25 protein-coding genes are annotated in these 24,673 nt (G+C 63.7%); 10 read left to right on the top strand and 15 right to left on the bottom strand.

The window, feature by feature from the left end; genetic code table 11:
* The first annotated feature begins 75 nt into the window (after positions 1-75).
* The 5 genes from ABCW42_RS20685 (at position 76) to ABCW42_RS20665 (ending at position 5,989) form a co-directional block, all read left to right on the top strand.
* On the top strand, positions 76-1,572 hold the full coding sequence (locus tag ABCW42_RS20685) for a CCA tRNA nucleotidyltransferase (protein WP_423182950.1): 1,497 nt from the start codon (positions 76-78) through the stop codon (positions 1,570-1,572).
* 42 nt (positions 1,573-1,614) lie between these two features.
* Complete coding sequence (locus ABCW42_RS20680) at positions 1,615-2,157, top strand: histidine phosphatase family protein (RefSeq protein WP_423184962.1); 543 nt, start codon at positions 1,615-1,617, stop codon at positions 2,155-2,157.
* A 593-nt stretch (positions 2,158-2,750) separates the two neighbouring features.
* Positions 2,751-2,891: a hypothetical protein gene (locus ABCW42_RS20675; RefSeq protein ID WP_423182949.1), complete on the top strand. Its 141-nt coding sequence runs from the start codon at positions 2,751-2,753 to the stop codon at positions 2,889-2,891.
* A gap of 166 nt (positions 2,892-3,057) precedes the next feature.
* A complete protein-coding gene (locus tag ABCW42_RS20670; protein WP_423182948.1) occupies positions 3,058-4,551 on the top strand; it encodes a glycosyltransferase family 87 protein in 1,494 nt (497 codons plus the stop codon).
* Positions 4,544-5,989, top strand: coding sequence for a phytoene desaturase family protein (locus ABCW42_RS20665; protein ID WP_423182947.1), 1,446 nt, complete (start codon positions 4,544-4,546; stop codon positions 5,987-5,989). Before ABCW42_RS20670 ends, ABCW42_RS20665 begins: the two co-directional genes overlap by 8 nt.
* Positions 5,990-6,009: 20 nt before the next feature.
* On the opposite strand, the gene ABCW42_RS20660 is transcribed toward ABCW42_RS20665, so the two are convergent.
* On the bottom strand, positions 6,010-6,615 hold the full coding sequence (locus tag ABCW42_RS20660; protein ID WP_423182946.1) for an NAD(P)-dependent oxidoreductase: 606 nt from the start codon (positions 6,613-6,615) through the stop codon (positions 6,010-6,012).
* An 82-nt stretch (positions 6,616-6,697) separates the two neighbouring features.
* Here ABCW42_RS20660 and ABCW42_RS20655 point away from each other — a divergent pair, with 82 nt between their 5' ends.
* The gene (locus ABCW42_RS20655; RefSeq protein ID WP_423182945.1) at positions 6,698-7,090 is read left to right on the top strand and encodes a winged helix-turn-helix transcriptional regulator; all 393 of its coding nucleotides are present in this window, start codon (positions 6,698-6,700) and stop codon (positions 7,088-7,090) included.
* Here ABCW42_RS20655 and ABCW42_RS20650 read toward each other — a convergent pair.
* The gene (locus ABCW42_RS20650) at positions 7,051-7,785 is read right to left on the bottom strand and encodes an ABC transporter ATP-binding protein (RefSeq protein WP_423182944.1); all 735 of its coding nucleotides are present in this window, start codon (positions 7,783-7,785) and stop codon (positions 7,051-7,053) included. The genes ABCW42_RS20655 and ABCW42_RS20650 overlap by 40 nt on opposite strands.
* A 44-nt stretch (positions 7,786-7,829) precedes the next feature.
* Positions 7,830-8,921 carry an ABC transporter permease gene (locus ABCW42_RS20645; protein ID WP_423182943.1) on the bottom strand — a complete coding sequence of 364 codons (1,092 nt, stop codon included), beginning with the start codon at positions 8,919-8,921 and terminating at the stop codon, positions 7,830-7,832.
* A gap of 188 nt (positions 8,922-9,109) precedes the next feature.
* Between ABCW42_RS20645 and ABCW42_RS20640 the strand changes: the two genes are divergently transcribed.
* From ABCW42_RS20640 to ABCW42_RS20630, 3 genes are all read left to right on the top strand, one after another.
* Positions 9,110-10,399 (top strand): sensor histidine kinase, encoded by a 1,290-nt coding sequence (locus tag ABCW42_RS20640; RefSeq protein WP_423182942.1) that lies wholly within the window; start codon positions 9,110-9,112, stop codon positions 10,397-10,399.
* 49 nt (positions 10,400-10,448) lie between these two features.
* Entirely contained in the window at positions 10,449-11,048 is a 600-nt protein-coding gene (locus ABCW42_RS20635; RefSeq protein WP_423184961.1) for a LuxR C-terminal-related transcriptional regulator, read from the top strand.
* A gap of 421 nt (positions 11,049-11,469) precedes the next feature.
* Complete coding sequence (locus tag ABCW42_RS20630) at positions 11,470-11,982, top strand: hypothetical protein (RefSeq protein WP_423182941.1); 513 nt, start codon at positions 11,470-11,472, stop codon at positions 11,980-11,982.
* On the opposite strand, the gene ABCW42_RS20625 is transcribed toward ABCW42_RS20630, so the two are convergent.
* The 9 genes from ABCW42_RS20625 to ABCW42_RS20585 all read right to left on the bottom strand — a co-directional run bounded on the left by ABCW42_RS20625 (position 11,948) and on the right by ABCW42_RS20585 (position 20,092).
* Positions 11,948-12,532, bottom strand: a complete 585-nt coding sequence (locus ABCW42_RS20625; RefSeq protein WP_423182940.1) for a TetR/AcrR family transcriptional regulator — start codon at positions 12,530-12,532, stop codon at positions 11,948-11,950. The genes ABCW42_RS20630 and ABCW42_RS20625 overlap by 35 nt on opposite strands.
* Before the next feature lie 28 nt (positions 12,533-12,560).
* Positions 12,561-13,163, bottom strand: a complete 603-nt coding sequence (locus ABCW42_RS20620; RefSeq protein WP_423182939.1) for a TetR/AcrR family transcriptional regulator — start codon at positions 13,161-13,163, stop codon at positions 12,561-12,563.
* Positions 13,164-13,168: 5 nt separating this feature from the next.
* Entirely contained in the window at positions 13,169-14,338 is a 1,170-nt protein-coding gene (locus ABCW42_RS20615; RefSeq protein WP_423182938.1) for a pyridoxal phosphate-dependent aminotransferase, read from the bottom strand.
* A 68-nt stretch (positions 14,339-14,406) separates the two neighbouring features.
* Positions 14,407-15,198: an SDR family oxidoreductase gene (locus ABCW42_RS20610; protein WP_423182937.1), complete on the bottom strand. Its 792-nt coding sequence runs from the start codon at positions 15,196-15,198 to the stop codon at positions 14,407-14,409.
* Positions 15,199-15,300: 102 nt separating this feature from the next.
* Positions 15,301-16,329, bottom strand: coding sequence for a biotin-dependent carboxyltransferase family protein (locus tag ABCW42_RS20605; RefSeq protein WP_423182936.1), 1,029 nt, complete (start codon positions 16,327-16,329; stop codon positions 15,301-15,303).
* Complete coding sequence (locus ABCW42_RS20600) at positions 16,329-17,126, bottom strand: 5-oxoprolinase subunit B family protein (RefSeq protein WP_423182935.1); 798 nt, start codon at positions 17,124-17,126, stop codon at positions 16,329-16,331. The genes ABCW42_RS20605 and ABCW42_RS20600 overlap by 1 nt, the downstream gene beginning before the upstream one ends.
* Before the next feature lie 42 nt (positions 17,127-17,168).
* On the bottom strand, positions 17,169-17,972 hold the full coding sequence (locus tag ABCW42_RS20595) for a LamB/YcsF family protein (protein ID WP_423182934.1): 804 nt from the start codon (positions 17,970-17,972) through the stop codon (positions 17,169-17,171).
* A 90-nt stretch (positions 17,973-18,062) separates the two neighbouring features.
* Positions 18,063-19,409, bottom strand: a complete 1,347-nt coding sequence (locus ABCW42_RS20590; protein ID WP_423182933.1) for an MFS transporter — start codon at positions 19,407-19,409, stop codon at positions 18,063-18,065.
* A 50-nt stretch (positions 19,410-19,459) separates the two neighbouring features.
* Entirely contained in the window at positions 19,460-20,092 is a 633-nt protein-coding gene (locus ABCW42_RS20585) for an RraA family protein (protein ID WP_133203742.1), read from the bottom strand.
* Between the two features lie 186 nt (positions 20,093-20,278).
* Here ABCW42_RS20585 and ABCW42_RS20580 point away from each other — a divergent pair, with 186 nt between their 5' ends.
* Complete coding sequence (locus ABCW42_RS20580) at positions 20,279-20,974, top strand: alpha/beta fold hydrolase (RefSeq protein WP_423182932.1); 696 nt, start codon at positions 20,279-20,281, stop codon at positions 20,972-20,974.
* 241 nt (positions 20,975-21,215) lie between these two features.
* Here ABCW42_RS20580 and ABCW42_RS20575 read toward each other — a convergent pair whose 3' ends face one another.
* The 3 genes from ABCW42_RS20575 to ABCW42_RS20565 all read right to left on the bottom strand — a co-directional run bounded on the left by ABCW42_RS20575 (position 21,216) and on the right by ABCW42_RS20565 (position 24,589).
* Complete coding sequence (locus tag ABCW42_RS20575) at positions 21,216-21,992, bottom strand: hypothetical protein (protein WP_423182931.1); 777 nt, start codon at positions 21,990-21,992, stop codon at positions 21,216-21,218.
* A gap of 20 nt (positions 21,993-22,012) precedes the next feature.
* On the bottom strand, positions 22,013-22,996 hold the full coding sequence (locus ABCW42_RS20570) for a hypothetical protein (RefSeq protein ID WP_423182930.1): 984 nt from the start codon (positions 22,994-22,996) through the stop codon (positions 22,013-22,015).
* Between the two features lie 273 nt (positions 22,997-23,269).
* Positions 23,270-24,589 carry an MFS transporter gene (locus ABCW42_RS20565; RefSeq protein WP_423182929.1) on the bottom strand — a complete coding sequence of 440 codons (1,320 nt, stop codon included), beginning with the start codon at positions 24,587-24,589 and terminating at the stop codon, positions 23,270-23,272.
* Between the last annotated feature and the right edge of the window lie 84 nt (positions 24,590-24,673).

The following is a 24,673-nucleotide window of genomic DNA, read 5'->3' as shown; positions in this document are numbered from 1 at the left end:
TCCCGGTGCTGTGATCGTCCTCATGACGGGGATCCGGTGTGATGGCGCCCTGAAATCTGACAAGCTTAAGGAACTATGGCGCAAGTATTGGACAGTTCTTCGGTCAATTTCCAGATGGACCCGGTGGTCTTGGACCTCGGTCAGCGGTTTGTGGACGCCGGATTCGAACTGTCACTCGTCGGTGGTCCCGTCCGGGACCTCTTCCTTGGACGCGTCTCCCCCGACCTCGATTTCACCACGGACGCCACTCCGGACCAGACGCTCTCCGTCATTAAGAGGTGGGCCGACAATTATTGGGAGATCGGGCGCGCCTTCGGCACCATCGGGATGAAGAAGTCAGGCTTCCAGATCGAGATCACCACCTATCGTGCGGAAGCCTACGACGACGATTCGCGCAAACCGGTTGTGGCCTTCGGCTCCTCGCTCATGGACGACCTCCTCCGCCGCGACTTCACCATCAACGCGATGGCACTCCGGCTGCCGACCCTCGAACTTGTCGATCCCTTCGGCGGCGTGCGGGACCTCCACGCGGCCGTCCTGGCGACCCCCGGAGCCCCGGAAGCATCCTTCTCGGACGATCCCCTGCGCATGATGCGCGCGGCGCGCTTCGCCGCACAGCTCGGCGTCGCAGTGCACGACGACGTCCGGCTCGCCATGTCCGAAATGGCGGAGAGGATCAAGATCATTTCCGCCGAACGCGTGCGGGAAGAACTCGTCAAGCTCATCAACGGTGCACACCCGCGGGCCGGCATCGACCTCCTCGTGGACACGGGCTTGGCTGAATTCGTCCTGCCCGAGGTTTCCGCGCTGCGCCTTGAATCCGATGAACACCACCGGCACAAGGACGTCTACCAGCATTCCCTGCAGGTGCTTGAGCAGGCGGCGTCGCTTGAGACCGGTCCGGATGGTCCGGTGCCGGGCCCGGATTTCGTGTTGCGTTTCGCCGCTTTGATGCACGACGTCGGGAAGCCGGCGACGCGCCGATTCGAACCGGGCGGCGCGGTGAGCTTCCGCCACCACGACATGGTGGGTTCGAAACTGACCGCGAAACGCATGAAGGCCTTGCGCTTCGATAACGACACCACCAAGGCCGTGGCCCGGCTCGTGGAATTGCACATGCGTTTCTACGGATACGGAGACGCAGGCTGGACCGACTCCGCGGTCCGCCGCTACGTCACGGATGCCGGTCCCCTGCTGGAACGCCTCCACAGGCTGACCCGGTCCGACGTCACCACGCGCAACCAGCGCAAAGCCGAACGGCTTTCCTTTGCCTACGATGACCTGGAGCAACGGATAGCCGCCTTGGCCGAACAGGAATCGCTCAACGCCATCCGACCCGACTTGGACGGCGCCCAGATCATGGCATTGCTGGACCTCAAGCCTGGGCCCGTGGTTGGCCGGGCCTACAAGTTCCTGCTCGAAGAACGCATGGAGCACGGTCCGCTGTCCCGCGAGGACGCCGAATCCAAGCTCTTGGCGTGGTGGGCTACGCAAACCGGGTCCGCCGTCGAACTTTCAACCGAACCGGCCGCCGACGCCACCGGCGGCACCCCCGAACCAGAGGAGTCCTAGGTGAACCTACCAAGCACGCACGCACGGCCACAGCTCTGGATCATGCGTCACGGAGAGACCGAATGGTCCAAGAGCGGTCAATACACGGGACTGACCGACCTTCCGCTGACAGTGGAGGGCGAACAGCAGGCCGTGGAAGCACGGAAGGTCCTTGAGGGCATCGATTTCGATCTCGTCCTGACCTCGCCGCTGCGGCGCGCCCGGCGCACCGCGGAACTAGCCGGCTTTCCCGATGCCGTCCACGAACCGTTGGCTGTGGAATGGGATTACGGCGACTATGAAGGCATCAGCTCGGACTTGATCCGCAAGGACAACCCGAACTACCGCATCTGGACAGACGGCGTCCCCAACGGGGAGACCCTTGAGTCCGTGGCAGCCCGGGCGGACAAGATCATCGCACGCGTCCTCGAATCCGAAATGGATAACGTGCTGATTGTGGCCCACGGCCACTTCTCCCGCGTGCTCACCGCCCGCTGGCTTGAATTGGATGCCATCGAGGGGCAGCACTTCCTCCTTGGAACGGCCAAAGTCTGCACCCTGGGATGGGACAAACGGACTCCCGTTGTTCTTCGTTGGGGACTCTGAGGAAATTAGTTTCTAAATTCGCCATAATTTGCTGGTCAAAACTGCGATTCATGGTGTAGCTTTATTCCTGTTCCCCGAAAATTAGGGGATCGATCTTTTAGGATCCTGACTCTTAGGATCAAGGCGTGCGTTGCCGGGTTGGTTAACCGCGGTAGTGCCCGAGCAGAAAAGGAGGTTGGGAAAATGATTACTTTGACTAGCGGATGGAAGATGACCAATGCTGGCACCCCGGCCTTCGCTGCTCGACGCCGTTTTCAGGCCTAGCCTTTCCCGGATTGCGCTTCCGCCCCTTCAGTGAAGGGGCGGAACGACGTGCACTCGGGCGCTCCAGTCGCCTTTCACCGAGCGGTATCACGCAATCGACGCGGTGCGTAGCTTCCTCATAGTTCGGAACCAGCTTCTTGTTGGGGACGTCTGCCTCATGGACGGCGGACGCCTTATGCTTCGGTATTTTCCGCCTCTTTCGTGAAATCCGCCTAACCAGCCATTAATTGCCGGGCATTTCCTTGCCCTATTTTGCCTTTCGAAATTTCGGGGCTTAATTGTCATGCCTAAATTCCGGCAATTTCTTCAACCAGGAAGGGGGTGAAATCTTGGCCAAGCGCCTCAAAGACCTGTTGGTGTTCAACGGCAGGCCCGTCGAGAAAGACAGGACACTGTTCAACGGACAGTTGCTGGACCAGCGCAGGGAAGACGTCTTCGTTGTCCTGCACCAGATGGGTGTCATCCGCTGAACGCCCCCACCCTTGGCCCCAACACAAGAGGAGGGACTGATGGCAGACATCGGAACATCCGCCTCGGAAGCCCACGCGGCTGCGCGTGGGCTTCCGCCTTTTAATGAGTGCGGGGCAGGGCTGCGCGGCGGCACCAGCGCGGAGCTTTGACGCTAAGCTCGAATTCATGCAGGAGACGAAGCCACAGATCCAGCAGAAGCGGGCGCGCTTCGTTGTCCCGAGCCGAAGTGACTCCTTGCTCGGCAAGTTCACGGAGCTGATCGGGGGCCCGCTGGGACGGTACTCCTCCCCCGGGTCCGTCTCCCCCGGCCTCTTCACAGTTGAACGGGTCCTGGTGATCCTCACGCTCATTGCCGCGCTGCTGTCGATACTGTTCAAGGGGTACTGCCGCGTCAATGGCTGGCACAGTCCCCAAGAGTTTTACGCTACCTGCTATTCGGACTTCCCCGACCTCTTCGCAACCCGCGGACTTGCCAATGACCAGTTCCCGTTCTTCGACCAGCAGGTCTCTTTTGAGTATCCGGTCATCACAGGACTGATTGCCGGACTCACTGCTTGGCTGGTTCCCGGTCATGGTGCCAGCAGCGAACGGATTGTCGGCTATTTCGATGTGAACGCGACCTTCATCGCGGCACTGTGGATCGTGGTGGTCTTGGCCACGGTACGGATCAATCGAAGCCGGCCCTGGGACGCGGCAATGGTTGCGCTGGCCCCCGGAATCGTGCTGGCCGGAGTCATCAATTGGGACATGTGGGCCGTAGCCTTCCTGGCTGTGGCAATGTACTTCTTCGCGAAAGAGCGACTGGTCCTTGCCGGAATATTCATAGGCCTCGGTACGGCGACCAAGTTATACCCGGTGCTGATCCTCGGCGCTGCCTTCCTGCTGGCCCTGCGAAGCGGCAGGCTCCGGATCTTCTTCGTCACCGCGATTTCTGCCGTTGTCTCCTGGTTGGCCGTCAACGTCCCTATTGCGGCCATAAACCCTGGTGGCTGGCGATACTTCTTTGATTTCACGCAGGACCGTCCGGCCGGCTATGGCTCGTTGTGGTTTTCGTACGACCTCGTAGCGGACCGGCTTCGACTAACGCCCCTCAGCCCAGAGGCCGTCAATGCCCTGGCCATGAATATGTTCCTTGTGGCATGCATTTTGATTGCTGCCTTGGCCATGACCGCGCCGCGACGCCCGAGGCTCGCGCAGCTGACGTTCCTGGTTGTGGCCGCGTTCATCCTGAGCAACAAAGTCTATTCACCCCAATACGTGTTGTGGCTCATTCCGCTGCTCGCCTTGGCGCGGCCACGTTGGCGGGACTTCCTCCTATGGCAGGCCGCCGAAGCGCTGCACTGGACTGCGACGTGGATGTACTTGGGGCAGACCACCAGCGGCGGACCGGCGCAGAACAACATAGATATGCCGTATTACGTCATGGCCGTCCTGCTACATATGGCTGCGACGGCATATTTGATGCTGCGGGTTGCTTGGGACATTTGGGAACCGGACATGGATCCGATCCGGATCCAAGGGGTGGACGATCCGCATGGCGGTGGATTCGATGGCACCGCGGATTGGCTTCGAGTGGATCTCGCGAATCCGTCTGCGTCTGTATTGCCGTGGCGACCGACGGTGAGCGCCGCTCAAGGTGAGGAAAATCGCGATGGCTGATGCCGCCGTCGTCGGCTCCGGTCCGAACGGCCTCGCGGCCGCGGTTGTTATGGCCCGCGCGGGACTGAAGGTTCACGTGTACGAGGCCGCCGCCACCATCGGCGGGGGAACACGTACCGCTGAATTGCTCGAACCGGGCCACCTCTATGACGTCTGCTCGGCCGTACACCCGATGGCTCTTGCGTCGCGGTTCTTCCGTGATTTTGAACTCGAACGGCGAGTGGAACTGCGCCTGCCGGAGGTGCAATACGGGACACCGCTCGACGGCGGCAGGTCCGCCGTCGCGTATCGCTCGCTTGAACAGACAGCGGCGGGGCTTGGGCCGGACGGAGCTGCCTTCGCGCGCCTCATGGGGCCGCTGGTGGAGCGTTTGGAAGGAATCCTCGATGTTTCCCAGAACCAGCTCTTGCGGATCCCTGCGGATCCCTTGGCTGCGCTTCGGCTCGGAATGGCAACCCTCGAGCAGGGTTCTCCATGGTGGAACCGACGATTCAAGGGTGAAGAGGCGCCAGCCCTCCTGACAGGTGTTGCGGCACACGCCGTGTCGCCTCTTCCGTCACTCGCCGCTGCGGGCGCCGGGCTCCTGCTGGGAACGCTCGCCCACGTTGGCGGCTGGCCAATTCCGGTAGGCGGCTCTGCTGCGATCGCCGAGGCCATGGCCAAGGACATCGAAGCGCATGGCGGGATCATCGAGACCGGAGTGACAATCGACTCCCTGGACCAGTTGCATCCGGCAAAGGCCACCTTGCTGGATGTCGCTCCCCCGTCGCTTGTTCGCATTGCCGGAGCAACCCTTCCCGATCGGTACAGGCGCTCCCTGGAAACATTCCGTTTCGGGAATGCAGCGTGCAAGGTGGATTTCATCCTGTCGGAACCAGTGCCGTGGGCCGCTCCGGGGCTGGGGCGTGCCGGGACGGTGCACGTCGGCGGCACCCGCGCAGACATGGCAGAAGCCGAAAACCTTGTTGCCGCCGGGCGCCATCCGAAGAAGCCCTATGTACTTGCGGCCCAGCCTTCCATCGTGGATCCCGGGCGTGCCCCTACCGGTCGCCACATTCTCTGGACCTATTGCCACGTGCCTAGGGGCTCGAACGTTGACATGGCTGAAGCCGTGATCTCGCGGATTGAGGAATTCGCGCCGGGATTCCGGGACGTCGTGGTCGGCTGGAAGACGACTACCGCAACCGACCTGGCCGAATACAACCAGAACTATCAGGGTGGCGACTTCGGAGCCGGCCTCTTGGACGTTCGAGGACTGATCCAGCGGCCTGTGATTTCCGGTGTGCCATGGCGGACGCCTCTTCCGGGCGTGTATTTGTGCTCGTCATCCACGCCGCCCGGGCCAGGCGTGACCGGAATGCCCGGATACCACGCCGCGAAATATGCCTTGAGGGACATATTCGGCCTTGAGGTACCCGAGCTCGGCTTGATTCCTTAGCCCGGGGGCGTGGGGCGGGGTTAGTTCGCTGCCGTGAAGCGGGTGCGGCGGTAGGCAGGGGACTCGATTTCGTCGAGCATGGCGACTGCGTAGTCCTGGCTGGAGATGCTGTTGCCCGCGGGGGTGTCCTTCGCAGTGGTGTACTTGCCCGTGCGTTCGCCCGGCTGGATGAGGGGAGCCGGGGCGAAGACGGTCCAGTCCAGGGACTCCGGAGCGTTCTTGACGGTGGCGAACGCCTTGGCGGCCGTGGTGGCTTCGGCCTTGTACGCTTCGGGGAAATCAGGGGAGTCGAGGAGACGGACGCCGTCGATTTCCAAGGTGCCGGCGCCGCCGACGATCATAAGGCGCGTGCCTTCGGCGTTGCTGTAGGCGACATCCATCGCGGCGAGCCACTCCGCGTGGTCTCCCCCGGTGCGGCTGGGCCCGGTAGCGAGGATGACGGCGTCGTGCTCTTTCGCGACGAGGGCGAAAGTTGCAGCGTCCGACTGGTTGGCTGCCACGGACGTGGTTCCGGCGATCTCAGTGCCGCTCCGGGAGATGGCGGTGACCTCATGACCCCGAGTGAGGGATTCGTTGACGATCTGGCTGCCGACCATGCCCGTTGCGCCGTAAACTGCGATTTTCATGACTCTCCTTTGGGTTGCTATCCTTGTAATACAAGACGGTATCTATTTGATACTGATAGCTTCAAAGGAACTTAGTTACTTCATGGAAACCAATGCGGTACCGGCAAACATCCTGGATCCCGATTGCCCGTCCCGGGTCATCTTCCAGCGCATAGGAGACAAGTGGGCTTCGCTCGTCGTCCAGGTCCTGGCTGCGGGACCGGTTCGTTTCTCCGAGCTTCGCAAGATGGTCCATGTGGTCACTCCCAAGGTCCTGACCCAAACGCTGCGGACCCTCGAGCGCGACGGGCTCATCACGCGCACCGTCTACGCCCAAGTGCCGCCGCGCGTGGACTACGAGTTGAGTGAATTGGGCGCGTCCCTCCTGGAACCGCTTACCTTGCTGCGCCAATGGGCCGAGGACCACGTCCCTACCATTCTCGAAGCCCGGGATGCCTACGACGACGCCCAGGACGCCGAGTTGCTGGGTGACTGACTCGGCGCCCCGAGGCCAAGCTCCACGCCAAGACGGCCATCCCGCATGCTTGCCACGGAATCCGTGAGTGGCAGGAACTCCGTGTCGTGCGTGACCATCACCGTCGCCGTCGAAAACTCGTCAGTGACGTGTCGTAGGAGCTGCACGATCTCTTCGCTCCGCTCGTGATCCAGGGCCGCGGTGGGTTCGTCGACTAGCAGCACCCGCGGTTGACCCATGAGTGCGCGGGCAATGTTGACCCGCTGGCGCTGGCCCCCGGATAGCTGATGTGGTCGCTTGTTGAGCGAAGTGCCGAGTCCGACGACGTCGAGCAGTTCAGCGGCATGCTTGCGCGCTGCTGAGGCTGGCTTCCCGCTGAAGTGATGGCTAATGATCAATTGCTCGGCGGCGGTCAGCGACGCAAGGAGGTTCGGTTGCTGGAAGACAATGCCAATCTTTTCTCGACGGAGGGAGGTGAGCTCGGTGTCGGTGAGTCCCGTTGTATCCGTGCCGTCGATGGAGACGATCCCGGAACCGGGCCGCACAAGCGTGGCTGCGACCGCCAGTAGCGAGGATTTTCCGGAACCCGATGGACCTGCGAGACCGCAGAAGGAACCCGGATCTACGCGCAGGTTTACCGTGTCCAGGGCCTTTAGGGTGGACTCTCCATCCGGATATTCGAGGGTGACGTTGACGAGATGCAGGGCCGGGATCATTTATATACCTTTCAAGGAATTCTTAGCGCACGCGTGATGCAGGTTTAGTTGCCGCCAAGGGCGATGAGCGGATCCACCCGGATGACACCCCGGACGGCAAGCGCCGCGCCGGCAAGTCCCAAAGCCACAATCCCGGCGATCGGCACAAGCGTAGTCAGCGTGTTCACTGTGAACGGGGCGGCTTGGGCAGCGAAGATGCCACCGATTACGCCTATTCCGCCGCCCAATCCTGCACCCGACAGGAGGACGATTCCGGCTTGGACCAGCGCGTCCCGGATGATGTAAGCCGATGATGCACCCATTGCCTTGAGCACGGCGATATCGCGGGTGCGCTGCACAGTCCACACTGTCAGGAAGGCGACTATGACGAGCGCCGAGATGCCGTAGAGGAATGCCTGCATCAGCAGGAGGGATCCGCTTTCACTCTTATAGGAGCCGAGCGCTTGGAAGGATCCGCCCGGGGTGGCGCTGACTGTGCCTGCCACCGCATTGGCACCGTTGACGTCAACGGAGGATCCGGCGTCGAACGTTACCGCGAGGACTGTTCCAATAGATTCTCCGGAAGGAATATGTGTGAGCTTTTGCCAGGTGGCACGGGACGTCCAGACCACCCCGGTGTGCGAGTACCACTCGTCTTCGACGATCGCGGAGACAATCAAGACAGCGCCCCCGATGGTCACTTTGCTCCCGGCAACCAGCGAGAGTTCCCGCGCGATGGACTCCCCGACCGCCACTTCGCCTTCTGCGACATGAACAGGTGGGATGCCGCCGTCGGCGCCGAAGACGGCAACATTGGCGGTACCCGCTGCGCTGCCGGAAGAGTCGAGGGACTGTAAACGCGTCTGCGTGATGCCAAGCGCTTCGGCCGAAGCAACCCCGGGGCGGTTTCGCCAGGTTTCGAGCTGTTCCCCTGAGACTTCCGATTCCGTATAGGACGCCTTGGCCACTCCGCCAGCCGGTGCGCCGAAGACGATCTGTTGTGCCGGAAGAGCGGCGATGGCGGAGGTTGATTGGTTGCCGAGCCCGGCCGTCAGTCCGGAGAGCATGACCAGGAGGAGCGTGATGAGGGCGACGACGCTCCCCATGAGGGCAAAGCGCCCCTTGGCGAAGCGGATATCGCGCACGGCGAGAAACATGGGGGTCCTTTGGTTCGGTTTGTGGTCTTGTTCCAACTCTCCTGGCACGCCGTAATCGCCACATCGGGGAGGAGGTGGATCCGTCGGCGCGCCTTGGTTGACCCGTGGATCAACCTTTTGGTTGATTACCTCGCGGGCCAGGGCGAATCCGGGCAATTCCGTCACTCAGCAGGATTAGGCTGGGGATCATGCCCAGTGGCTCCTCCACCATCCTGCGTGTCCTGCGCGTCAGCCTGCACGTCGGCTTTGCAGTCCTTCTGCTGGTCGCGGTCCTCAGGCTTGCGATGGCGGGTCTCTCCCCGCTTGCCACCGGTGCCGGCTTGGCCGGCGCGGTTCTGCTTGCCGCCGTGTATTTGGTGGGGACCGTCCTCGAGAAAAGGCATGCCCTCAACCCCGAGCGCTTTGATCCGAAGCCGTACGCGTGGTGGTGGCTCGCCACGGTGTGTGGCTTGTGGCTCGTTTTGGTGCTTATCAGCCCGGATTTCGCGTGGACCGCCTTTCCGTTGTTCTTCCTTCAGCTCCATGTGTTGCCGCGGCGCCTCGCCTTGCCCGCAATCGCCGCCAGCACGGCACTCCTGATCGGAGCCCTGTGGTTCCATAACCGCGGCGCCGGGGCGGACGCGTTGCAGGTTCCCACAGTTCTTGGGCCTGTGCTTGGAGCCGCGTTCGCGGTAGTCACAGGATTGGCATACAGGGCGCTTTACGTCGAGGCGGACAACCAGAGACTCGCCGCCGAGGAGTTGCGGAGCACCCGCGCCGAGTTGGCGCGTAGCCAGCACGACGCCGGAATGCTGGCCGAGCGTGAACGCCTCGCCCGCGAGATCCATGACACGTTGGCCCAGGGTTTCTCAAGCATCATCCTCATGGGCCGCTCGGCCGAGCAGGCACTCAACGCTGGAGACAACACGGCGGCGCGCGACCGCCTCCGGACTGTCCAGGAAACCGCCGCGAGCAACTTGGCGGAGGCGCGGAACTTCGTCCGCGGACTTCGCTCTCCGGACCTTGTCGACTCGGGCCTGACGGACGCTTTGCAGCGGCTTTGCGCGAAGACCGAGGCAGAGGCTGCCGCACGTGGAGCGGCGCTGCGTTGCCGTTTTGAACTCCAAGGCACGCCGGTTCCGCTCCCTAATCCGCACCAGGCCACGCTGCTGCGCGCTGCACAGTCCCTGCTCGCGAACGTGTGGGCCCACGCCCACGCAAGTACCGCCGTCGTTACCCTGTCATTCTTGGAATCCGAGGTGACCATGGACGTGTTCGACGACGGCAGGGGCTTCGATCCGGCTGGAACCGCGGCTGCGGAATCCCGGGGTGACGGAACCGGCGTCGGGCTCGCGAGCCTGGGCGAGCGGCTTGCGGCCTTGGAAGGAACGCTGGATGTGGAGTCGGCGCCGGGGGAGGGGACCGTGGTGGCCGTCCGGCTCCCGCTCCTGGTCGCTCCCGAACGCGGTTCGGCGCCGGAGGCATCCAGTGAATATTAGGGTCCTCTTGGTGGACGACCATCCTGTGGTGCGGGCCGGGCTCCGGGCGATGCTCGCCGGCTTCCCCGGCATCGACGTTGTGGGAGAAGCGTCCGACGGCGGTGCGGCCTTGGTGGAGTTGTCGAAGCTACATATCCTGGGTGAACCCGTGGACCTGGTTCTTATGGACCTTCAGATGGGGTCAGGCATGGACGGTGTGACCGCGACAGCGAAGATCGAGGCAGGTGAAGCAGGTATTCCCCCGCCACCCGTACTGATCCTTACCACCTACGACAACGACGCCGATATCCTCGCCGCAATTGAAGCGGGTGCGAGCGGCTACATGCTCAAGGATGCACCGCCGGACCAGATCCGCCAGGCCGTGGTGTCCGCGGCCGCTGGCCAGACGGCCCTGGCGCCCGAGGTGGCCGCGCGGCTCATGGGGCGGATCCGGAATCCGATGCCCGTACTGAGCGGTCGTGAAGTCCAGCTCGTGGAGCTCCTCGCCACCGGTATGAGCAATCGGGCGATTGCGCGGCAATTGTTCATCTCTGAGGCGACGGTCAAGACGCATCTGGTGCATATATACGCCAAGTTGGGCGTGGACAACCGGACGGCGGCAATTGCGGCGGCCACCCAGCGTCGGATCATTAGGGGGCTGGGCGAGTGAGCTGTGGTGGATTCCGGCCGAGCACGGACCTATGCTCCACCGGGGAGCGTTCCCGCTCGTTCTTTTCTCGCGGCGACCCAACCCTGCTCCAAGATTTGAGAACAATAAATCAAATGAGAAAAGTTTCTTGATTTTTCCATCCGTCGATCCTAGGCTTAATCCAGAAGTTTCGGCGCCCGGCAGCGAGGCCTGGGCGGCTCCGCATGCTGCGATGAAGGGATTCCGATGGAGACCACGCTGTTCGATGTCCATAGCCTCAAGGGTCGGCTTGTTGCGGGGACGGGGAGCCATTGTCCCGTCAGCGGTATCTGGGCTCCGGCGGGGGAGAGTGACGCCGATGTGCGGGTGTTGGAAGGCAGCATCATGCCAACCCACCGCAGTGCGGCGGTGATCTGGCAGTTGGTCGCGGGCGTCAGGCGCAATGACCTACGTCGCTGAAGGGCGGCCGCGGCGCGAAACGGTCCCGGCCAAGCGCCGACTCACTCCGCTCGAGCTAAGGCTCGCGGAATCAAGGGCTTCACGTGCCCGCGCGGACAGCCTTGTCCGTAGCCTCCTCAATCAGCGCAACGAAACGATCGCCGCAGCCCTGGCGGACAAGGTTTCCTTGTCCGCCATTTCCACTGTGGTTGGAATGCGGGCGGCCGACGTCAAGCGCCTCGGCGGGGCGTACCGGGACCACGACTACCCAGCAGCCGAGCCCGCGGTCCACCTCGCGCGCTTGGCCGCTATAGTCCGTCAGATGGACGAAGCGCTGGAACACAAAGAGTCGTGCTTGCAGCGCTTGCGCGGCGACGCGTTGAAAGGCCTTCAATCGGGCCTCATGGATGTTTTCAGGATCGCGGCACTGACGTCGCTGCCCGCTGAACGGGTCCGCGAGCTTATCCGGCCCGCGACGGGTCCTAGGCCCGGTTCCGGTCCTCGCTCCACCCGCTGAGGGCACCCTTCAGGGCTGAAACCAGCCTGCTTGTCACTTGGTCCTTGTTGAGGCCCACGGTATTGATCAGGTCGAGGATTTCACGGGGGTCGAACAAGATGTTCCAGAGGAACATCGCTTCGTCGCCAATAGGCGGCAATCCTAATTCTTCGCAGGCTTCGCGCAAGGGGCGCTCCAAGGCGTCGGCCTGGACCGTCAGATAGAAAGCGCCTTTCCGCAGGCGGGCCAGGTAGCCTTCGCCGGAACGGGTGTACAGCATGGCCCCGCCGTGACGGGTCACCAGGTCAACCCATTTGCGGCTCACGATCGTCAGCAGTTCCACGCCGGAGGCGTCCTGCTTCAAGCTGAAGTCGCGCAGCTTTTCGCCGACGCCGAAGCGGTATTCAGCCAGGATGTCCTCTACTGAAGCGAAATGCCGGTACGCCGTAGCGGAAGAAATTTCCGCCTGCTTGGCGACCTCGGTCATGCTGATCGGTCCCCGACGGGACGCAAAAAGATGTCCCGCGGCCTTGACCAGTTCCCGGCGGTTGCGCTGTGTGTCACTACGCATTGATGGCACCCTTTCTTCACCTCCTAGCTTAGATCCTGGACCCGGACCACCCTGCCAAGGCCGCTGTCAGGGTCCGCACCAGCCGGGCAGATGCTTGCTCCACGGACAGTCCCAGGCTCCGAATGAGATCGAAGACTTCCCGGGGGTCGAAGAACCCGTTCCACAGGAAAAGGGCTTCGTCTCCGGGGTAGGGGATGCCAAGCGCTTTGCAGGCCTCTTCCAACGGCCGCTCGAGGGCTTCCGCTTGCACCGTGAGGTAGTAGGCGCCGCCGCGAACGCGGGCTAGGTATCCCTCGGCCGAGCGGGTGTGGACCATGGATTCACCATGTTGGACCACGAGTTCAACCCATTTCCTGCAGACGGCCTTAAGTAGCTCGAGTCCGCAGCTTTCCTGGGCCTTGGTGAATTCGAGGAGTTCGCGGCCGACTTCGAAGCGGTAAGCAGCGAGAATGTCGTCCACTGACGCGAAATGACGGTAGGCGGTCGCCGTCGAGATTCCCGCGGCGGACGCGACGTCGGACATGGTGGCCGAACGGCCGGCTCCGAAGAGCCGGCCGGCGGCAGATACCAAAAGTGACCTGTTGCGTTTCATGTCCACCCGCAGCCCGGCCGGGGCATCGGCGAGGGTCATGCGGGCTACGCCAAGGCAGCGAGGCCGGCCGCGATCCGCTCGACACCGAGCCCGATCGCCTCCGCGCTTGCCGCGTAGGAGAGCCGAAGGTGATGTTCGCCGTGCCGTCCGAATTCGCTGCCGGGGCGAACGGCCACTCCGAACTCGCGCAGGTGCGCCACCATCTGCGCCGCGGGCATATCGACGTCGTACTTCGGGAAGAGGTAGAACGCGCCTTCCGGGGAGCTGACGGTGAGGCCGGGAATCCGGCTGAGCCCCTCGACCATGAGCTCGCGGCGGACAGCGTAAGAGGCGTGCATGCGTTCGATGTCCGGTCCACAGGTCTTGAGCGCGGTCAGCGCTGCGAGCTGGACGGCGGTGTTCATGGACCCGTTGAACGTGTTGTGGACGCGGGCCGCCGAGGCAATAACGTCTGAAGGACCCCACAAGTAGCCGACACGCCAGCCGGTCATGGCGTAGCTCTTCGAGAAGGTTTGGCAGTAGATGGTCCTGCCGGCCAGTCCTTCGATTTCAAGGGCGGAGGTGAAGGGCTCGGGCGTGTAGACGAGGTCGCTGTAAGCCTCATCGGAAAGGACCAGGGTGTCCGTGCCGGCCACCATGTCCGCGAGGGCTTCCAGCTCGCGCCGGGAGTGGACGATTCCGGTGGGGTTGGACGGGTTGCAGAAGACGAACATCTTCGCACCGTCCAGGGCGTTGGCAAGCGCTTCAAGGTCCCAGTGGAGGTCGTCAGCGAGGGGAACGGGCACGATGGTGCCGCCCGCCATGCTGACAAGGTCCGCGTAAAGGGAGTAGGTGGGGTCCGGGATGACAACTTTGTCGCCCGGGTTCACGATTCCGAGGATTGCCGCGGAAAGGCCGGCGGTGCCGCCTTGGGTGATGAGCACGTCGCCGGGGCTGGCCACTCCGCCGAGGAGCCGGCCGATACGGGCAGCCAGCTCCTCGCGAAGCACCAGCTCGCCGAGCAACGGCGAGTAGTGGGTGTACCCCTCTTCAAGTGCGCGGGCAGCGGCTGCGCGCACTTGCTGGGGTGTGTCGAAGTCCGGTTCGCCCATCGCAAGGGAAACGAGGTCGCCTTTGGATTGCGGCTGTTGGACGCGGAGGGATGTCCGCTGGACCCGCAGCACGGCCTCGGAAGGCTGGAAGGTGGCGACGGCGGTGGAGGGTTCGAGGGTCATGACAGTCCTGCTTCGGGTAGGGGGGTGGACGGGGGCGCCGCTGGAAGACCTGTAGAGATGCCGGGGTTTCATGGCCGGTCCTCTGCGGGAGCGCCGGCCCAGCGGCTGATTTCGAGGTCACCCGAGGTGTCCCGTTGGATGGTGGGTGCGATCACGAGTTCCTGGACCACGGCCCGCTGCGGCAGGGTCGCCACGAGGTGGATGGCGCGCGCAATGTCTTCGGGCTGGACCATTGCGTCGCGTTCTTCGGCCCGCGGTGGCCGGGCGCGGTTGTCCAGGATAGGGGTGGCGGTTTCGCCCGGGAGGATGGTGATGGCGCGCAAGCCTTCGTTGCGGAAGGTGTTGTGCAAGTAGGTCATGAAGTTCCGGACTGCGGCCTTCGCGGCTCCGTATGCGGCGCCGCCCAGCAGGTTGGGATTGACGGCTGCCAGCGACGATACGGTGATGATGGTGCCTGTGTTGCGGGCGAGCATTCCCGGAAGGACAGCCTGCGTGAGCAGGTAGACGGCATTGAGGTTGACGTCCAGGACCTGGTTCCACTCTTCCTGGCTGATCCACCTGACGTTGAGGACCTTGCTGGCGCTGCCTGCGTTGTTCACCAGGATGTCCACCGGCCCCAAAGTGTCACCGATCCACGCGACCAAGGCGTCGACGTCGTCCTTTGACGAGACGTCCGCGCTGCGCGCGTAGGCCGTACCGCCGTCGTTATTGATCTCCGCGGCGAGTTCTTCCAGGACGGCGAGGCGGCGACCGACCAGGACGACGTGCGCTCCCTCGGACGCCAGAAGCGACGCCGTGGAGCGCCCCATACCCGTTCCCGCGCCGGTGATGACGGCGACTTTGCCTTCAAGAAGTCCCATGGTTCCGTTCCTGGAGTTTCGTAGATTGTGAGATTCGCTTCACATATGCGAAAAGTTTCTCATTTGTTTGACGTGCTGGTCAAGTGTTTTTGCGCCCGTGGTTCAAGCCGCGGCGGGGGCCGGAACCGGGATGGCGCCGTGCGGCAGGTCGAGCGCGCCGAACAGGCTCTGCACCCGCTGTTCCAAGGTATGGAGCTGCCGTTGGGCCTCGTGATGGCTCTCCACGGCATCGTCGTTGGCTACCCACCGGAAGGCCATCCGCTGGCCCGGCCGCGCCTGGCCCAGCATGGGCAAGGACGCCTTGGTCGCGAACGCGACGATCGGGTAACCGGCCGTCAGGGTTCGGTAACGCCCCAAAATAATGAGCTCGTCGCCGTGGGGGATCTCGAAAGCCCCGATCGGAACCCCGTGCGAGACGATTTCGCCCAGGCCCTCGGGATGCACCACTGGCCCGTCCAAGCGCAGGCCAACGTGGTTCGACTTCGCCGTCACCGTGTATTCGCGGGAGGCAAGCAGTTCCCGGATCCCCGGCGCGGCGTCCGTTTCCGGACCCTCCACGATGTCCACGGTCCTCACGGGCTGCTCGAACGAAGGGATCGGGACCGGCAACCGGAAAAGAGGCTGTGTGAGGAAGGGATGCTCAAAACCGGTGTAGCGGGTCAGCAGCTCGAGGCGCTGGCCGACCGATACCTGCTGTGGAAAGCCCATGCGTGCCTCCGGGGCGGCACTTCCCATGAAACGCTCGGTGACCAGCGTTCCACCGAACGCCAAGTAGTTGCGCATCCCGTGCCGGGCGTTGCCGATGATCACTCGCGCGTTCGCCGGGACGCACACCGGTTCCCACATCGGCACTTGGTTGCCATTGACCGTCACATCGGCAGGTGCTCCCGTGACCGCGATCAGTACCGGTTGGGAGGCGGTGAAGGCGAACCGTCCGCCCATCAATTCGATGCTCGTGGCCGTGCGCGGATTGCCCACCAGGATGTTGGCGACGGACGCAGAGTGCTGGTCCGCCGCTCCGCCACAGGGAACGCCGAGGGCCTCGGACCGTTCCCTGCCAAGGTCCTGGAACGTGGCCAGCCACGCATTCTCGCGGACCTCCAGCGTGACGCTGTGTTCAGCGGCGGACATCAGTCTTCCCTTTCGGTGGCGGTTGCGGACGACGCCGGCGCTGCCGCGGACTGCCCGCGGGCCGCGCGGAGGAACTGCCCCTGCAGTTTTTCCCACTCGCCTTCGGGAACCACCTTGAATTGCACCGTGTCTCCGGGTTTGTAGGAGGTGGGCGGATTCTCCCGGATATCGCAGATGGTCAGGGGGGTGCGCCCGATGACCTTCCACCCTGTAGGTCCCGGGAAGGGTTGGATGATGGCGTTGGTTCCGGCCACCATCACGGAACCGGCATCCACGTTGGTCCGGGGCTCCCGGCAACGGCTGACCTGGCCAGGAAACTGCACCCGGCCCATCATGGGAGCCATGGCCGAGGCAAGCAGGTTGATCGAGAGCACCGAAGCTTCCAAGTGGCCCAGCACGGCCTCCGGGCTGATGCCCAGTTCGGTTGCCACATCCGGAAGATCCGGCGCAAAGGCCTCGTTGACCACCATGGGGATCGCGAAATGCTCTCCGCCGTGGGCGTGTCCGGCGTTCCCGGCGCCGCTGCCCGCTGCGGCGAGCCGGACGGTTTGGGCCAACTGGTCATGGCTGATTGCGAGGCAATCGAACTCCACCAGGATCGAATCTACGCCGGCCACCACATCCAGCAGCCCGTGCGGCTGCACTTCGAGGAGGATTTCATGCAACCTTCGGCTGCCGGCCTGGCGCGCCTCGTCGTCGTCCGCGGCCACGCTGACCATGAGCGCCGAGTCACCGAACGGGACTGCCTTGACGTCGAGCGGTTGCCGGGGCTGTCCGGGCGCTGGTTGCGTACTCATGGTTCCTTGGGCTCGTTGTGCTGGACGGTGGATGGGGGCTGCCTAGACGGTGGCCAGGCGGGCCTTTTCGGCCAGGACATCCTGCAGGCCGGTCGCCTTGACGCCGGCTTTTTCCAAAGCGGCGCGGAGGGCGGTGCCGTTCTGGAGGACCTGCGGGTGGTCACCGTGGAGGAGTACGACGTCGGCATCGTGGCCGAGCGGGACAACCTTGCCCGTGACGGCGCGAACCGTTCCTTCGGTGACCACCTGAACCACGCGGCGGCCGATTTCCTCGGGGTCGTGCAGGAGGGCGCCTTCGGTGTTGCGCGAGACGGGCATGCCGTCCTCGCCGTAGCCACGGTCCGCGAGGAATACGTAGCCCACCTGGAGGCCGCGCTTGCGGGATTCGTCTGCGAGCAAGCCGTTCTGGCAAATCACGATGTAGGAAGGATCGTAGGCCTTGATGGCGTCCGTGATGGCGCGGGCGTGCTTGGCATCGGTCTGGGCGATGCTGCCCATGCGGCCGTGCGGGGCTACGTGGCTGATCTTGCCGCCGTGGATCCGGGCAAAGGCGTCCAACGCGCCGATCTGGTAGAGGACGTCCGTGCGGATTTCCTCTTCGCTGGCCTCGATGAGGCGGCGTCCGAAGCCCACGAGGTCCGGGTAGCCGGGGTGCGCGCCCAGTTCGATGCCGCGCTCGACGCACGCCTTGACCGTGGAGTCCATGACGCGGGGGTCTCCGGCGTGGAAGCCGCAAGCGATGTTGGAGGCGGTGACCAGGCCCAGCAAGGCGTCGTCGTCGCCGATGGTGTAGTTTCCGTAGCTTTCGCCGAGGTCCGCGACGACGGCGACTGAGTTGATGCTCACAATGGCTCCCAGGGTTCTTGGTGTGGTTGCTATGCTCCGACGACGGCGGCCAACCGGCAAGGGCGGCAGGCCGCCGTCGTGCGCGTTTTATTAGTGGGTCTGCAGCGGCAGGCCCTTGGTTTCCTTCAGGAAGAAGACGGTCGCGAGGGTGATGACCGACGCTGCGATCGAGAAGTACCCGGGAACCATCGAGTTCTTGGTGGCGCTGATGATTGCGGTCATGACGAGCGGTGCGCTGCCGCCGAAGATGATCGTGCTCACGTTGAAACCGATGCTGTAGGCGCTGTAACGGACCGTCGTCGGGAACAGTTCGGTAAGCACGGTGTGGACCACGGCGGCGTGGCCCGAGAAGGCCAGTGCCATCATGACCGCGCCGATGGAGGCAAGGGCCATGTTGCCTGTGGTGATCATGAGGAAGGACGGGTAGGAGAGCACCGCCGTGCCGATCGCGGACAAGGCGAGGATGGGCTTGCGGCCGTAGCGGTCCGAGAGCCGGGCCATGATCGGGATGGCGATGATAATGGCAACGAGGCTGGCCGCGGTGACGACGAGGGCGCCGAGCATCGTGAAGTTGTTCGCACCGAGGGAGGTCTTGAGGTACGTCGGCATGTAGGCGAAGAGCAGGTAGTAGCCGGGTCCGTTGACCGCGGGGAGGAAAATGGTCAGCGCGATGGCGGCGAGGTGCTTCTTCGAGGTGAAAACGGTCTTGAGGGGATTGCGCTCGACGACGTTGCGCTCACGGAGGGCGTTGAAGTGGGGGGTGTCCTCCATCTTGGATCGGATGTAGAAGCCGATGTAGCCCAGTGGCAGCGCGACCATGAACGGAATCCGCCAGCCCCAGCCGCTCATGTTCGCGTCGCCGAGGGTGGTGATGAGGATCGCCGAGAGGGTGCTGCCGAAGAACAGGGCGAAGAACGAGCCGACCGCAATGAAGCTCTGCGCGAAGTTGCGGTGGCGGTTGTTGGCGTATTCGCCCACGAACGCCATTGCGCCGGCAACCTCGCCGCCCGCGGAGAAGCCCTGCAGGATGCGGAACAGGATCAACAGGGCCGGGGCGGCCCAGCTGATCACCGAGGACGAGGGAATCAGGCCGATGCAAGCCGTGGAGGCGGAGATGAGGAGCAAGAGCACGGCGAGCAGGTTCTTGCGGCCCAGCCTGTCGCCGAGGAAGCCGCAGATGACGCCGCCGAAGGGCCGGGCCAGGAAGCTGACCAGGAAGCCGACGTTGGTCAGCAGGAGGGATCCGACATCTTTGGAGCCCATGATGTTCACGGCAAGGTACGTGGTCAGGAGCCCGTAAATGCCGTAGTCGTACCACTCCACGAAGGAGCCCATGGTGCCGGCAAACGTCGCCTTGCGCACCATCTTGCCGTCGGCGGTGACGACCTTTATCTGTGCGGTGTTCAGGTTCACTGATTCCGTCGATGAATTAGACATTGGGTGGTTCTCTCAGTTTAGGTCCCGCTGTTGGGGATGGAAGGTGGGGGTTAGCTGTACTCGCGGGTGATCTCGGCGGTCATTTCGGCTTCGTGGATCGCCACGGCCTTCACGAGTTCAAGGATTTCGGCCGCACGGGCCTGGGGGATGACCACGACGCCGTCATCGTCGGCGGCGACGATGTCACCGGCGGCGCACACGATCCCGCCGATTGCGACGGGCTCACCGATCACGCCGGGGCCGTTCTTGAAGGGTCCCGCCGGGGTGGTGCCGCGTGCGAAGACGGGGAATTTGATGGAAGTGATGGTTGCGCGGTCCCGGATGTAGCCGTCGATGACCGCGCCGGTGGCTCCGGCAGCCTCGAAACGCTGCGAAAGCTGTTCGCCGACCAGTGCGCGGTGCTCGTGGCCGAAGCCGTTGATGACCACGATGTCGCCGGGCTCGATGTAGTTCAGTGCTTCGATGACCGCGGCGTTGTCGCCGGCCGCCCCCAGGACCGTCAGGGCCGAGCCGACGCAGTGCGCTCCCGCCCAGACAGGGTTGATGTTGCCGTCCACGAGGCCGAGGCGTTCCATGGCGTCCCCGATGTTGGCCACCGGGAAGGCCTCGAACGCGCGGACGAGTTCCCGCGGCGGCCGGGTCCACTCTGCCTTGCGGACTGTGAGTTCGAGGGTCGTTGCCATTGTTCCACCTTTGCTTGGTCCGGGGTTCCGGAGGGGTTGACGTCTTGAGACGGCAATCACATATGAGAAAAGTTTCGCGTTTTATTCTTCGTTCGTCAAGACCCCGATATTTCGGCGGTGTAAAAGGTTTCCCACTGCGGCGAATCGCGGGAACTTGAGCTTCGTCGGCTTCGATAAGGTTTCTGCGTGAGCACTACGAGCAATCCAACCGACGGAACTCCCATCGCCTTCGACGCGGCGGGTGAAGGTCCCGCCGTCGTACTCCTCCACGGTTCGGCGCTTTCGCGCGCGATCTGGCGCGGACTCGGGTACGTCCAGGCCCTCGACGGTTTTACAGTGGTGCGGGTGGATCTTCGGGGCCACGGCCGGAGCGGCAAGCCCTATGACCCGGAGTCGTATCGAATGCCCCTCGTCGTCGAGGACGTCCTTACGGTGATGGATGCCGTAGGCGCCGAGCGGGCACACGTCGTCGGGTATTCGTTCGGGGCGCGCGTCGCGTTTGCCCTCGCGGCGGCCGCACCGGGGCGGATCGCAAGCCTCGCGACGCTTGGCGGCACCTACCGATCGCAGCGGGGCGAGGTCGAAAAGGTGTTCTTTCCCGGGTACCTGGACGCGATCCGCTCGGGTGGCATGACCGCGTTCGCGGACGGCTTCGCGGCAGCCGGGAACGTCCTGGATCCGGCGAGCCGCGCGGCGTTCCTCGCGAACGACGCCGGTGCGCTGGCTGCGTATTTCGAGGCCACCGAGGCGGGGGAAGGGCTGCCGGAGGCGGTGCTCGCGCAACTCGCGCTGCCGGCACTCCTTTCGCCGGGACGGAAGACCCGCAGCGGTTCGAGCAATCGAAGCGCGCCGCGGAGTTCATGCCCAATGCCCGCTTTGTAGAACTCCCGGGGCGTTCCCACGCTTCAACGCTTTCGCCGGCCGGACCAGTGCTTGAAGAGTTGGTTCCGTTCCTGCGCGGGAATGCGGGGCTCGGTCCTATTGGTAGAGCCGAGTGAGGGCGCCCGCCAGGACGGGGACGCCGACAGGAGGTTCGTCGCGATGCCGGGCAAGCCACACCGGAATACGCGGCACGTCACTAACGAACCTGTAGCTCACCCTTTCGTTGGATGGTGGACGGCCGTTACCGGGACGGCGCCGGGACGTGCTCCCGCAGCAGGGCCGCGAACCTCGCCGGTGACTGAAGCCCCCTCAGGGGCTTGATGCGGCCTCGGTCGGCCAAGTCAACAAGCTGATACAGCGCCCTGGCAGCGTCCAGCCGCTGCCCCATGGCAGCCAGACGTGGGTTCTCGAAACCCCAGGTGGCCAGGGAGTGCTTGTGTATCTGGACGATCTCCATGAGGGAGGAGATGTCCGCGAGGTCCTTATCCGATGTGCGCGATTTCCACGCGAGAGCCTTGAGGATAAGGGCAGCCTCAACGTCGGGCACGGGGACTGTGAACGTCAGGTCTTCCTTGCCTCCAAGGAGTAGAACTTTCACGTCAATCAGCAGCGGCATTGCGTTCAGGGCGAACCCGAGGCCTGGAATGCCATCGAATCCGCGGCCGTTGACTTCTGTGGAGCGTGTCATTGGCCTGCCGACGCCGGTGTGCGGGATTAGCAGATCCACCTTGATCCTGGCGCCTTTTTCATCGGTGCGGATGTAATGGTTGCCCTTGACGGCCTCATACCCGCGCCCCAGGAGCTGGCGGTGGATGGTCTGCCCTGTCGCCACGGCTTTTCTTATGCCGGCATCCGCGTCGGCCGTGCTTCGTTCTGTTGCCGCAGGGGTGGGATACACGTGGATGAGCATCTGGACCACGTGGCCGCCGACGATCCGGTAGTCCGTGAGCGGGATACTTTCGGACGCCGCAGCGACGTCGGCCAGCGCGCGGTAGCCCAAGTCTGCCGCATTGGACATTGAAATGACGTTGATGGCTGTCACCGGGCGGTCCCGGCGAGGATGGCTTCACGCAAGTGCTCTGCGGCTTCGTCGCTGTCGACGGCGTCGTCGGCCAGGACATCACGCAGGGTCACGATCGGGTCAGCAAGAGGGATGTTGGCAGACATGTGCACCAGCAGAGCAGTCGCCCACAGGGTCGGGTCCTCCGGGACTGTCGTGATCAAGGTGGCCTCTTCTTTGCTGGCCGGGCTGAAGCCTGCGTCCGTGAAGTCAACAGCTTCGCGCAGGTACACGAGCACGCTGTCCGGAAGCCGCCAGGGTGCATAGATGTCCGCAGCGGCGTCACCCGAGATCAGCGGCGCGGCGCCAATCTCTTTGGCAAACGCTGCCGCCTTCTCCGCCTGCTCGGTCGGGGACTTCAAGCTGTACCAATATGAGGAAACGCCACGTGGGCCCGGGTAGTTGCGGGTCAGCCAGGACACGATGGCGGAAACATCGTGGGCCTTCCAGCCGGATTCGTCCCGGTCGACAAATGGAGTTAGAAGCTTCAGGTGTTTGTTCACCGCGGGCTGACTGATGCCGACGGCGACCGCCAGCCCGTGCTGCGTCCAAGGACCGTCTGCAAGGGCGAGTGCGCGCAGGAGGGCCCAACGACCCCACGGTGTGCGCCCGCGGGTCTTCTCAGTCGGAGCATCACGTTCCTGGCGCAGTTGCAGACGCTGCACGCCTCCGATCATGACCGAAGCCGGGTCCACGGTGATCAGGTCGATCCTGTCCTGGGAGGCGGCCTGGGAGAGGGCACGGGTAGGGTGAGATGTCACGATGAGAGTTCGGACTTTGCGCTCGAGGATGGCAACGAGCTTGCTGGGCGTCGGAGGAGTGTCGGCGATCCAGACCTTCACTTCCTGAGTGCTGCGGTCCGGCAGGGTCAAAGAGAGCGCGTCAAGGTTGCCTCCGGAAATACGGACCTCTGCCTGATGCAGCAGAAGCATGGCCTGCGACAGGACAGTGTGTTGTTCCATGCCGGAAACCTTCCCGTTAAACCTAGGCGGGGTTACATGTCAAATAACCTTAGCCGCAAAATACCGCTTTAGGTTATACGCATTGAATATACGCTCATTAAACCCGTTCCCAGCCGCCCGCCTCATGAACGATGCGCGGCGCTTGCCGCAGGGGCCGGCGTCTTCATCCTGACCCATCCGGGACCGGCTCATCGGGATCGGGTCATTGTGCTTAGCAACGTCCTGGTCAGCCGACGCCAGCCACTTGCCTCTGCCCTACCTCGTGGGTCCCCGCTAGTGGGAAAGCCCGGCGGCGGTTTCCGTGAGGCTCTTCCCCTTGGTCTCGGGGGCCAGCCATTGCGAGAGGGCGGCGCCCACCAAGGCGATGCCGGAAGCGATCAGCATGGACACCGCGGGGCCGAGGTTCGCCATCGCCCATGGCAACAAGAACGTACCCGTCCCCGCGCCGATCCGGCTCACCGCGGCCGCGAATCCGGTGCCGACGCACCGGACCTCGGTGGGGAAGACCTCGCCCGGGTAGACGCCCGTCAACGTGTTGTACATGGCGTTGAAGAACGAGAAAGCGAGGAACAAAACCAGAACGACGACCGGCGGTGCCCCGCCCCACAGCCCGATGACCGCGAGCAGCGCAGCGCACACCCATTGCGGCGGTACGGTCAGCACGCGGCGTCCGACCTTGTCGATTAGCAGGACCGTGAGCACCACCGCCGCGAGGGCAACCGCGGAGAGACCCACCCCGCCGGCCAAGCCGCCGCTCAATCCGTACTGCTGGAGCACGGTATCGGCGAAAGTGGCGATCGCAAAATATGGCGCGACGGCGCAGAACCAGAACATCGAGACAAAGAGCGTCGCCCGCCAGTATTGGCTCGAGAACAGCATCCCGAACGTGCCTTTGCGGGTGTCTTCGTGCTCGACGTCGGACATTTCCGCAGCATGTTGCATGTACTTGTGTGCGATCGCCTTGGCCTCGTCCGCGCGACCCTGGTTCCACAGCCAGCGCGGCGACTCGGGAAGGCCGAACCGGGTCAGGAACAAGACCACCGCGAGCAATGTGCTCGTGCCCAGAATGGTGCGCCATCCGAGGCTCGTGGCGTTGACCAGCCAGTAGCCCAGCGCATACGCAATCATGAAGCCCGCGTACCAGGCAACCAGGGTGACGCCCATCAACCGGCCGCGCAGATTGGCCGGGGCGAACTCTGACATTAGCGGCCAGCCAACGGAGTACTCCATGCCGATGGCGACCCCCATCAATAGCCGCACCACGAACAGCAGGCCAGGCGAATCTACGAAGAACTGCATGCCCGAGGCGATCACGAAAAGCGCCATGTCCATCAGGAACAGCGGCTTGCGCCCGAACTTGTCGGCGGCCCACCCGCCAACCGGGGAACCGAAGAAAATCCCGAACAACGGGCCGGCTGCGATCAACCCTTCCCAGACCGTCGACAAGCCCAGATCGGCTGTCAGGCTACCGGCTACTGGACCGACGATCCCGAGGATGTAGCCATCCAGGAACATCCCCCCAGCGAGGACAAAAACCATCCTCCACATAAAGAGCCGCTTGAAAGCGGTCGCCTGCGCCAAAACCTCAGCCATTGTTCCTCGACTTAGAACGGGCGGCTTTTCCTCCCTCTATGGTGGCTTTTTATCCCTGCCAGGGGAAGGGCGGCTTTCTGCTGG

It is taken from the genome of Arthrobacter sp. NyZ413, assembly GCF_049390645.1.
In the GTDB taxonomy this organism is placed as follows: Bacteria; Actinomycetota; Actinomycetes; order Actinomycetales; family Micrococcaceae; genus Arthrobacter.
This window is presented reverse-complemented; position numbering and strand designations above follow the sequence as displayed.

Excerpts from the sequence above, each read along its gene's own strand:
- ABCW42_RS20685 (WP_423182950.1), top strand. The coding sequence starts at position 76 with ATGGCGCAAGTATTGGACAGTTCTTCGGTCAATTTCCAGATGGACCCG.
- ABCW42_RS20680 (WP_423184962.1), top strand. The coding sequence starts at position 1,615 with ATGCGTCACGGAGAGACCGAATGGTCCAAGAGCGGTCAATACACGGGA.
- ABCW42_RS20670 (WP_423182948.1), top strand. The coding sequence starts at position 3,058 with ATGCAGGAGACGAAGCCACAGATCCAGCAGAAGCGGGCGCGCTTCGTT.
- ABCW42_RS20665 (WP_423182947.1), top strand. The coding sequence starts at position 4,544 with ATGGCTGATGCCGCCGTCGTCGGCTCCGGTCCGAACGGCCTCGCGGCC.
- ABCW42_RS20660 (WP_423182946.1), bottom strand. The coding sequence starts at position 6,615 with ATGAAAATCGCAGTTTACGGCGCAACGGGCATGGTCGGCAGCCAGATC.
- ABCW42_RS20655 (WP_423182945.1), top strand. The coding sequence starts at position 6,698 with ATGGAAACCAATGCGGTACCGGCAAACATCCTGGATCCCGATTGCCCG.
- ABCW42_RS20650 (WP_423182944.1), bottom strand. The coding sequence starts at position 7,785 with ATGATCCCGGCCCTGCATCTCGTCAACGTCACCCTCGAATATCCGGAT.
- ABCW42_RS20645 (WP_423182943.1), bottom strand. The coding sequence starts at position 8,921 with ATGTTTCTCGCCGTGCGCGATATCCGCTTCGCCAAGGGGCGCTTTGCC.
- ABCW42_RS20640 (WP_423182942.1), top strand. The coding sequence starts at position 9,110 with ATGCCCAGTGGCTCCTCCACCATCCTGCGTGTCCTGCGCGTCAGCCTG.
- ABCW42_RS20635 (WP_423184961.1), top strand. The coding sequence starts at position 10,449 with ATGCTCGCCGGCTTCCCCGGCATCGACGTTGTGGGAGAAGCGTCCGAC.
- ABCW42_RS20630 (WP_423182941.1), top strand. The coding sequence starts at position 11,470 with ATGACCTACGTCGCTGAAGGGCGGCCGCGGCGCGAAACGGTCCCGGCC.
- ABCW42_RS20625 (WP_423182940.1), bottom strand. The coding sequence starts at position 12,532 with ATGCGTAGTGACACACAGCGCAACCGCCGGGAACTGGTCAAGGCCGCG.
- ABCW42_RS20620 (WP_423182939.1), bottom strand. The coding sequence starts at position 13,163 with ATGACCCTCGCCGATGCCCCGGCCGGGCTGCGGGTGGACATGAAACGC.
- ABCW42_RS20615 (WP_423182938.1), bottom strand. The coding sequence starts at position 14,338 with ATGACCCTCGAACCCTCCACCGCCGTCGCCACCTTCCAGCCTTCCGAG.
- ABCW42_RS20610 (WP_423182937.1), bottom strand. The coding sequence starts at position 15,198 with ATGGGACTTCTTGAAGGCAAAGTCGCCGTCATCACCGGCGCGGGAACG.
- ABCW42_RS20605 (WP_423182936.1), bottom strand. The coding sequence starts at position 16,329 with ATGTCCGCCGCTGAACACAGCGTCACGCTGGAGGTCCGCGAGAATGCG.
- ABCW42_RS20600 (WP_423182935.1), bottom strand. The coding sequence starts at position 17,126 with ATGAGTACGCAACCAGCGCCCGGACAGCCCCGGCAACCGCTCGACGTC.
- ABCW42_RS20590 (WP_423182933.1), bottom strand. The coding sequence starts at position 19,409 with ATGTCTAATTCATCGACGGAATCAGTGAACCTGAACACCGCACAGATA.
- ABCW42_RS20585 (WP_133203742.1), bottom strand. The coding sequence starts at position 20,092 with ATGGCAACGACCCTCGAACTCACAGTCCGCAAGGCAGAGTGGACCCGG.
- ABCW42_RS20575 (WP_423182931.1), bottom strand. The coding sequence starts at position 21,992 with ATGTCCAATGCGGCAGACTTGGGCTACCGCGCGCTGGCCGACGTCGCT.
- ABCW42_RS20570 (WP_423182930.1), bottom strand. The coding sequence starts at position 22,996 with ATGGAACAACACACTGTCCTGTCGCAGGCCATGCTTCTGCTGCATCAG.
- ABCW42_RS20565 (WP_423182929.1), bottom strand. The coding sequence starts at position 24,589 with ATGGCTGAGGTTTTGGCGCAGGCGACCGCTTTCAAGCGGCTCTTTATG.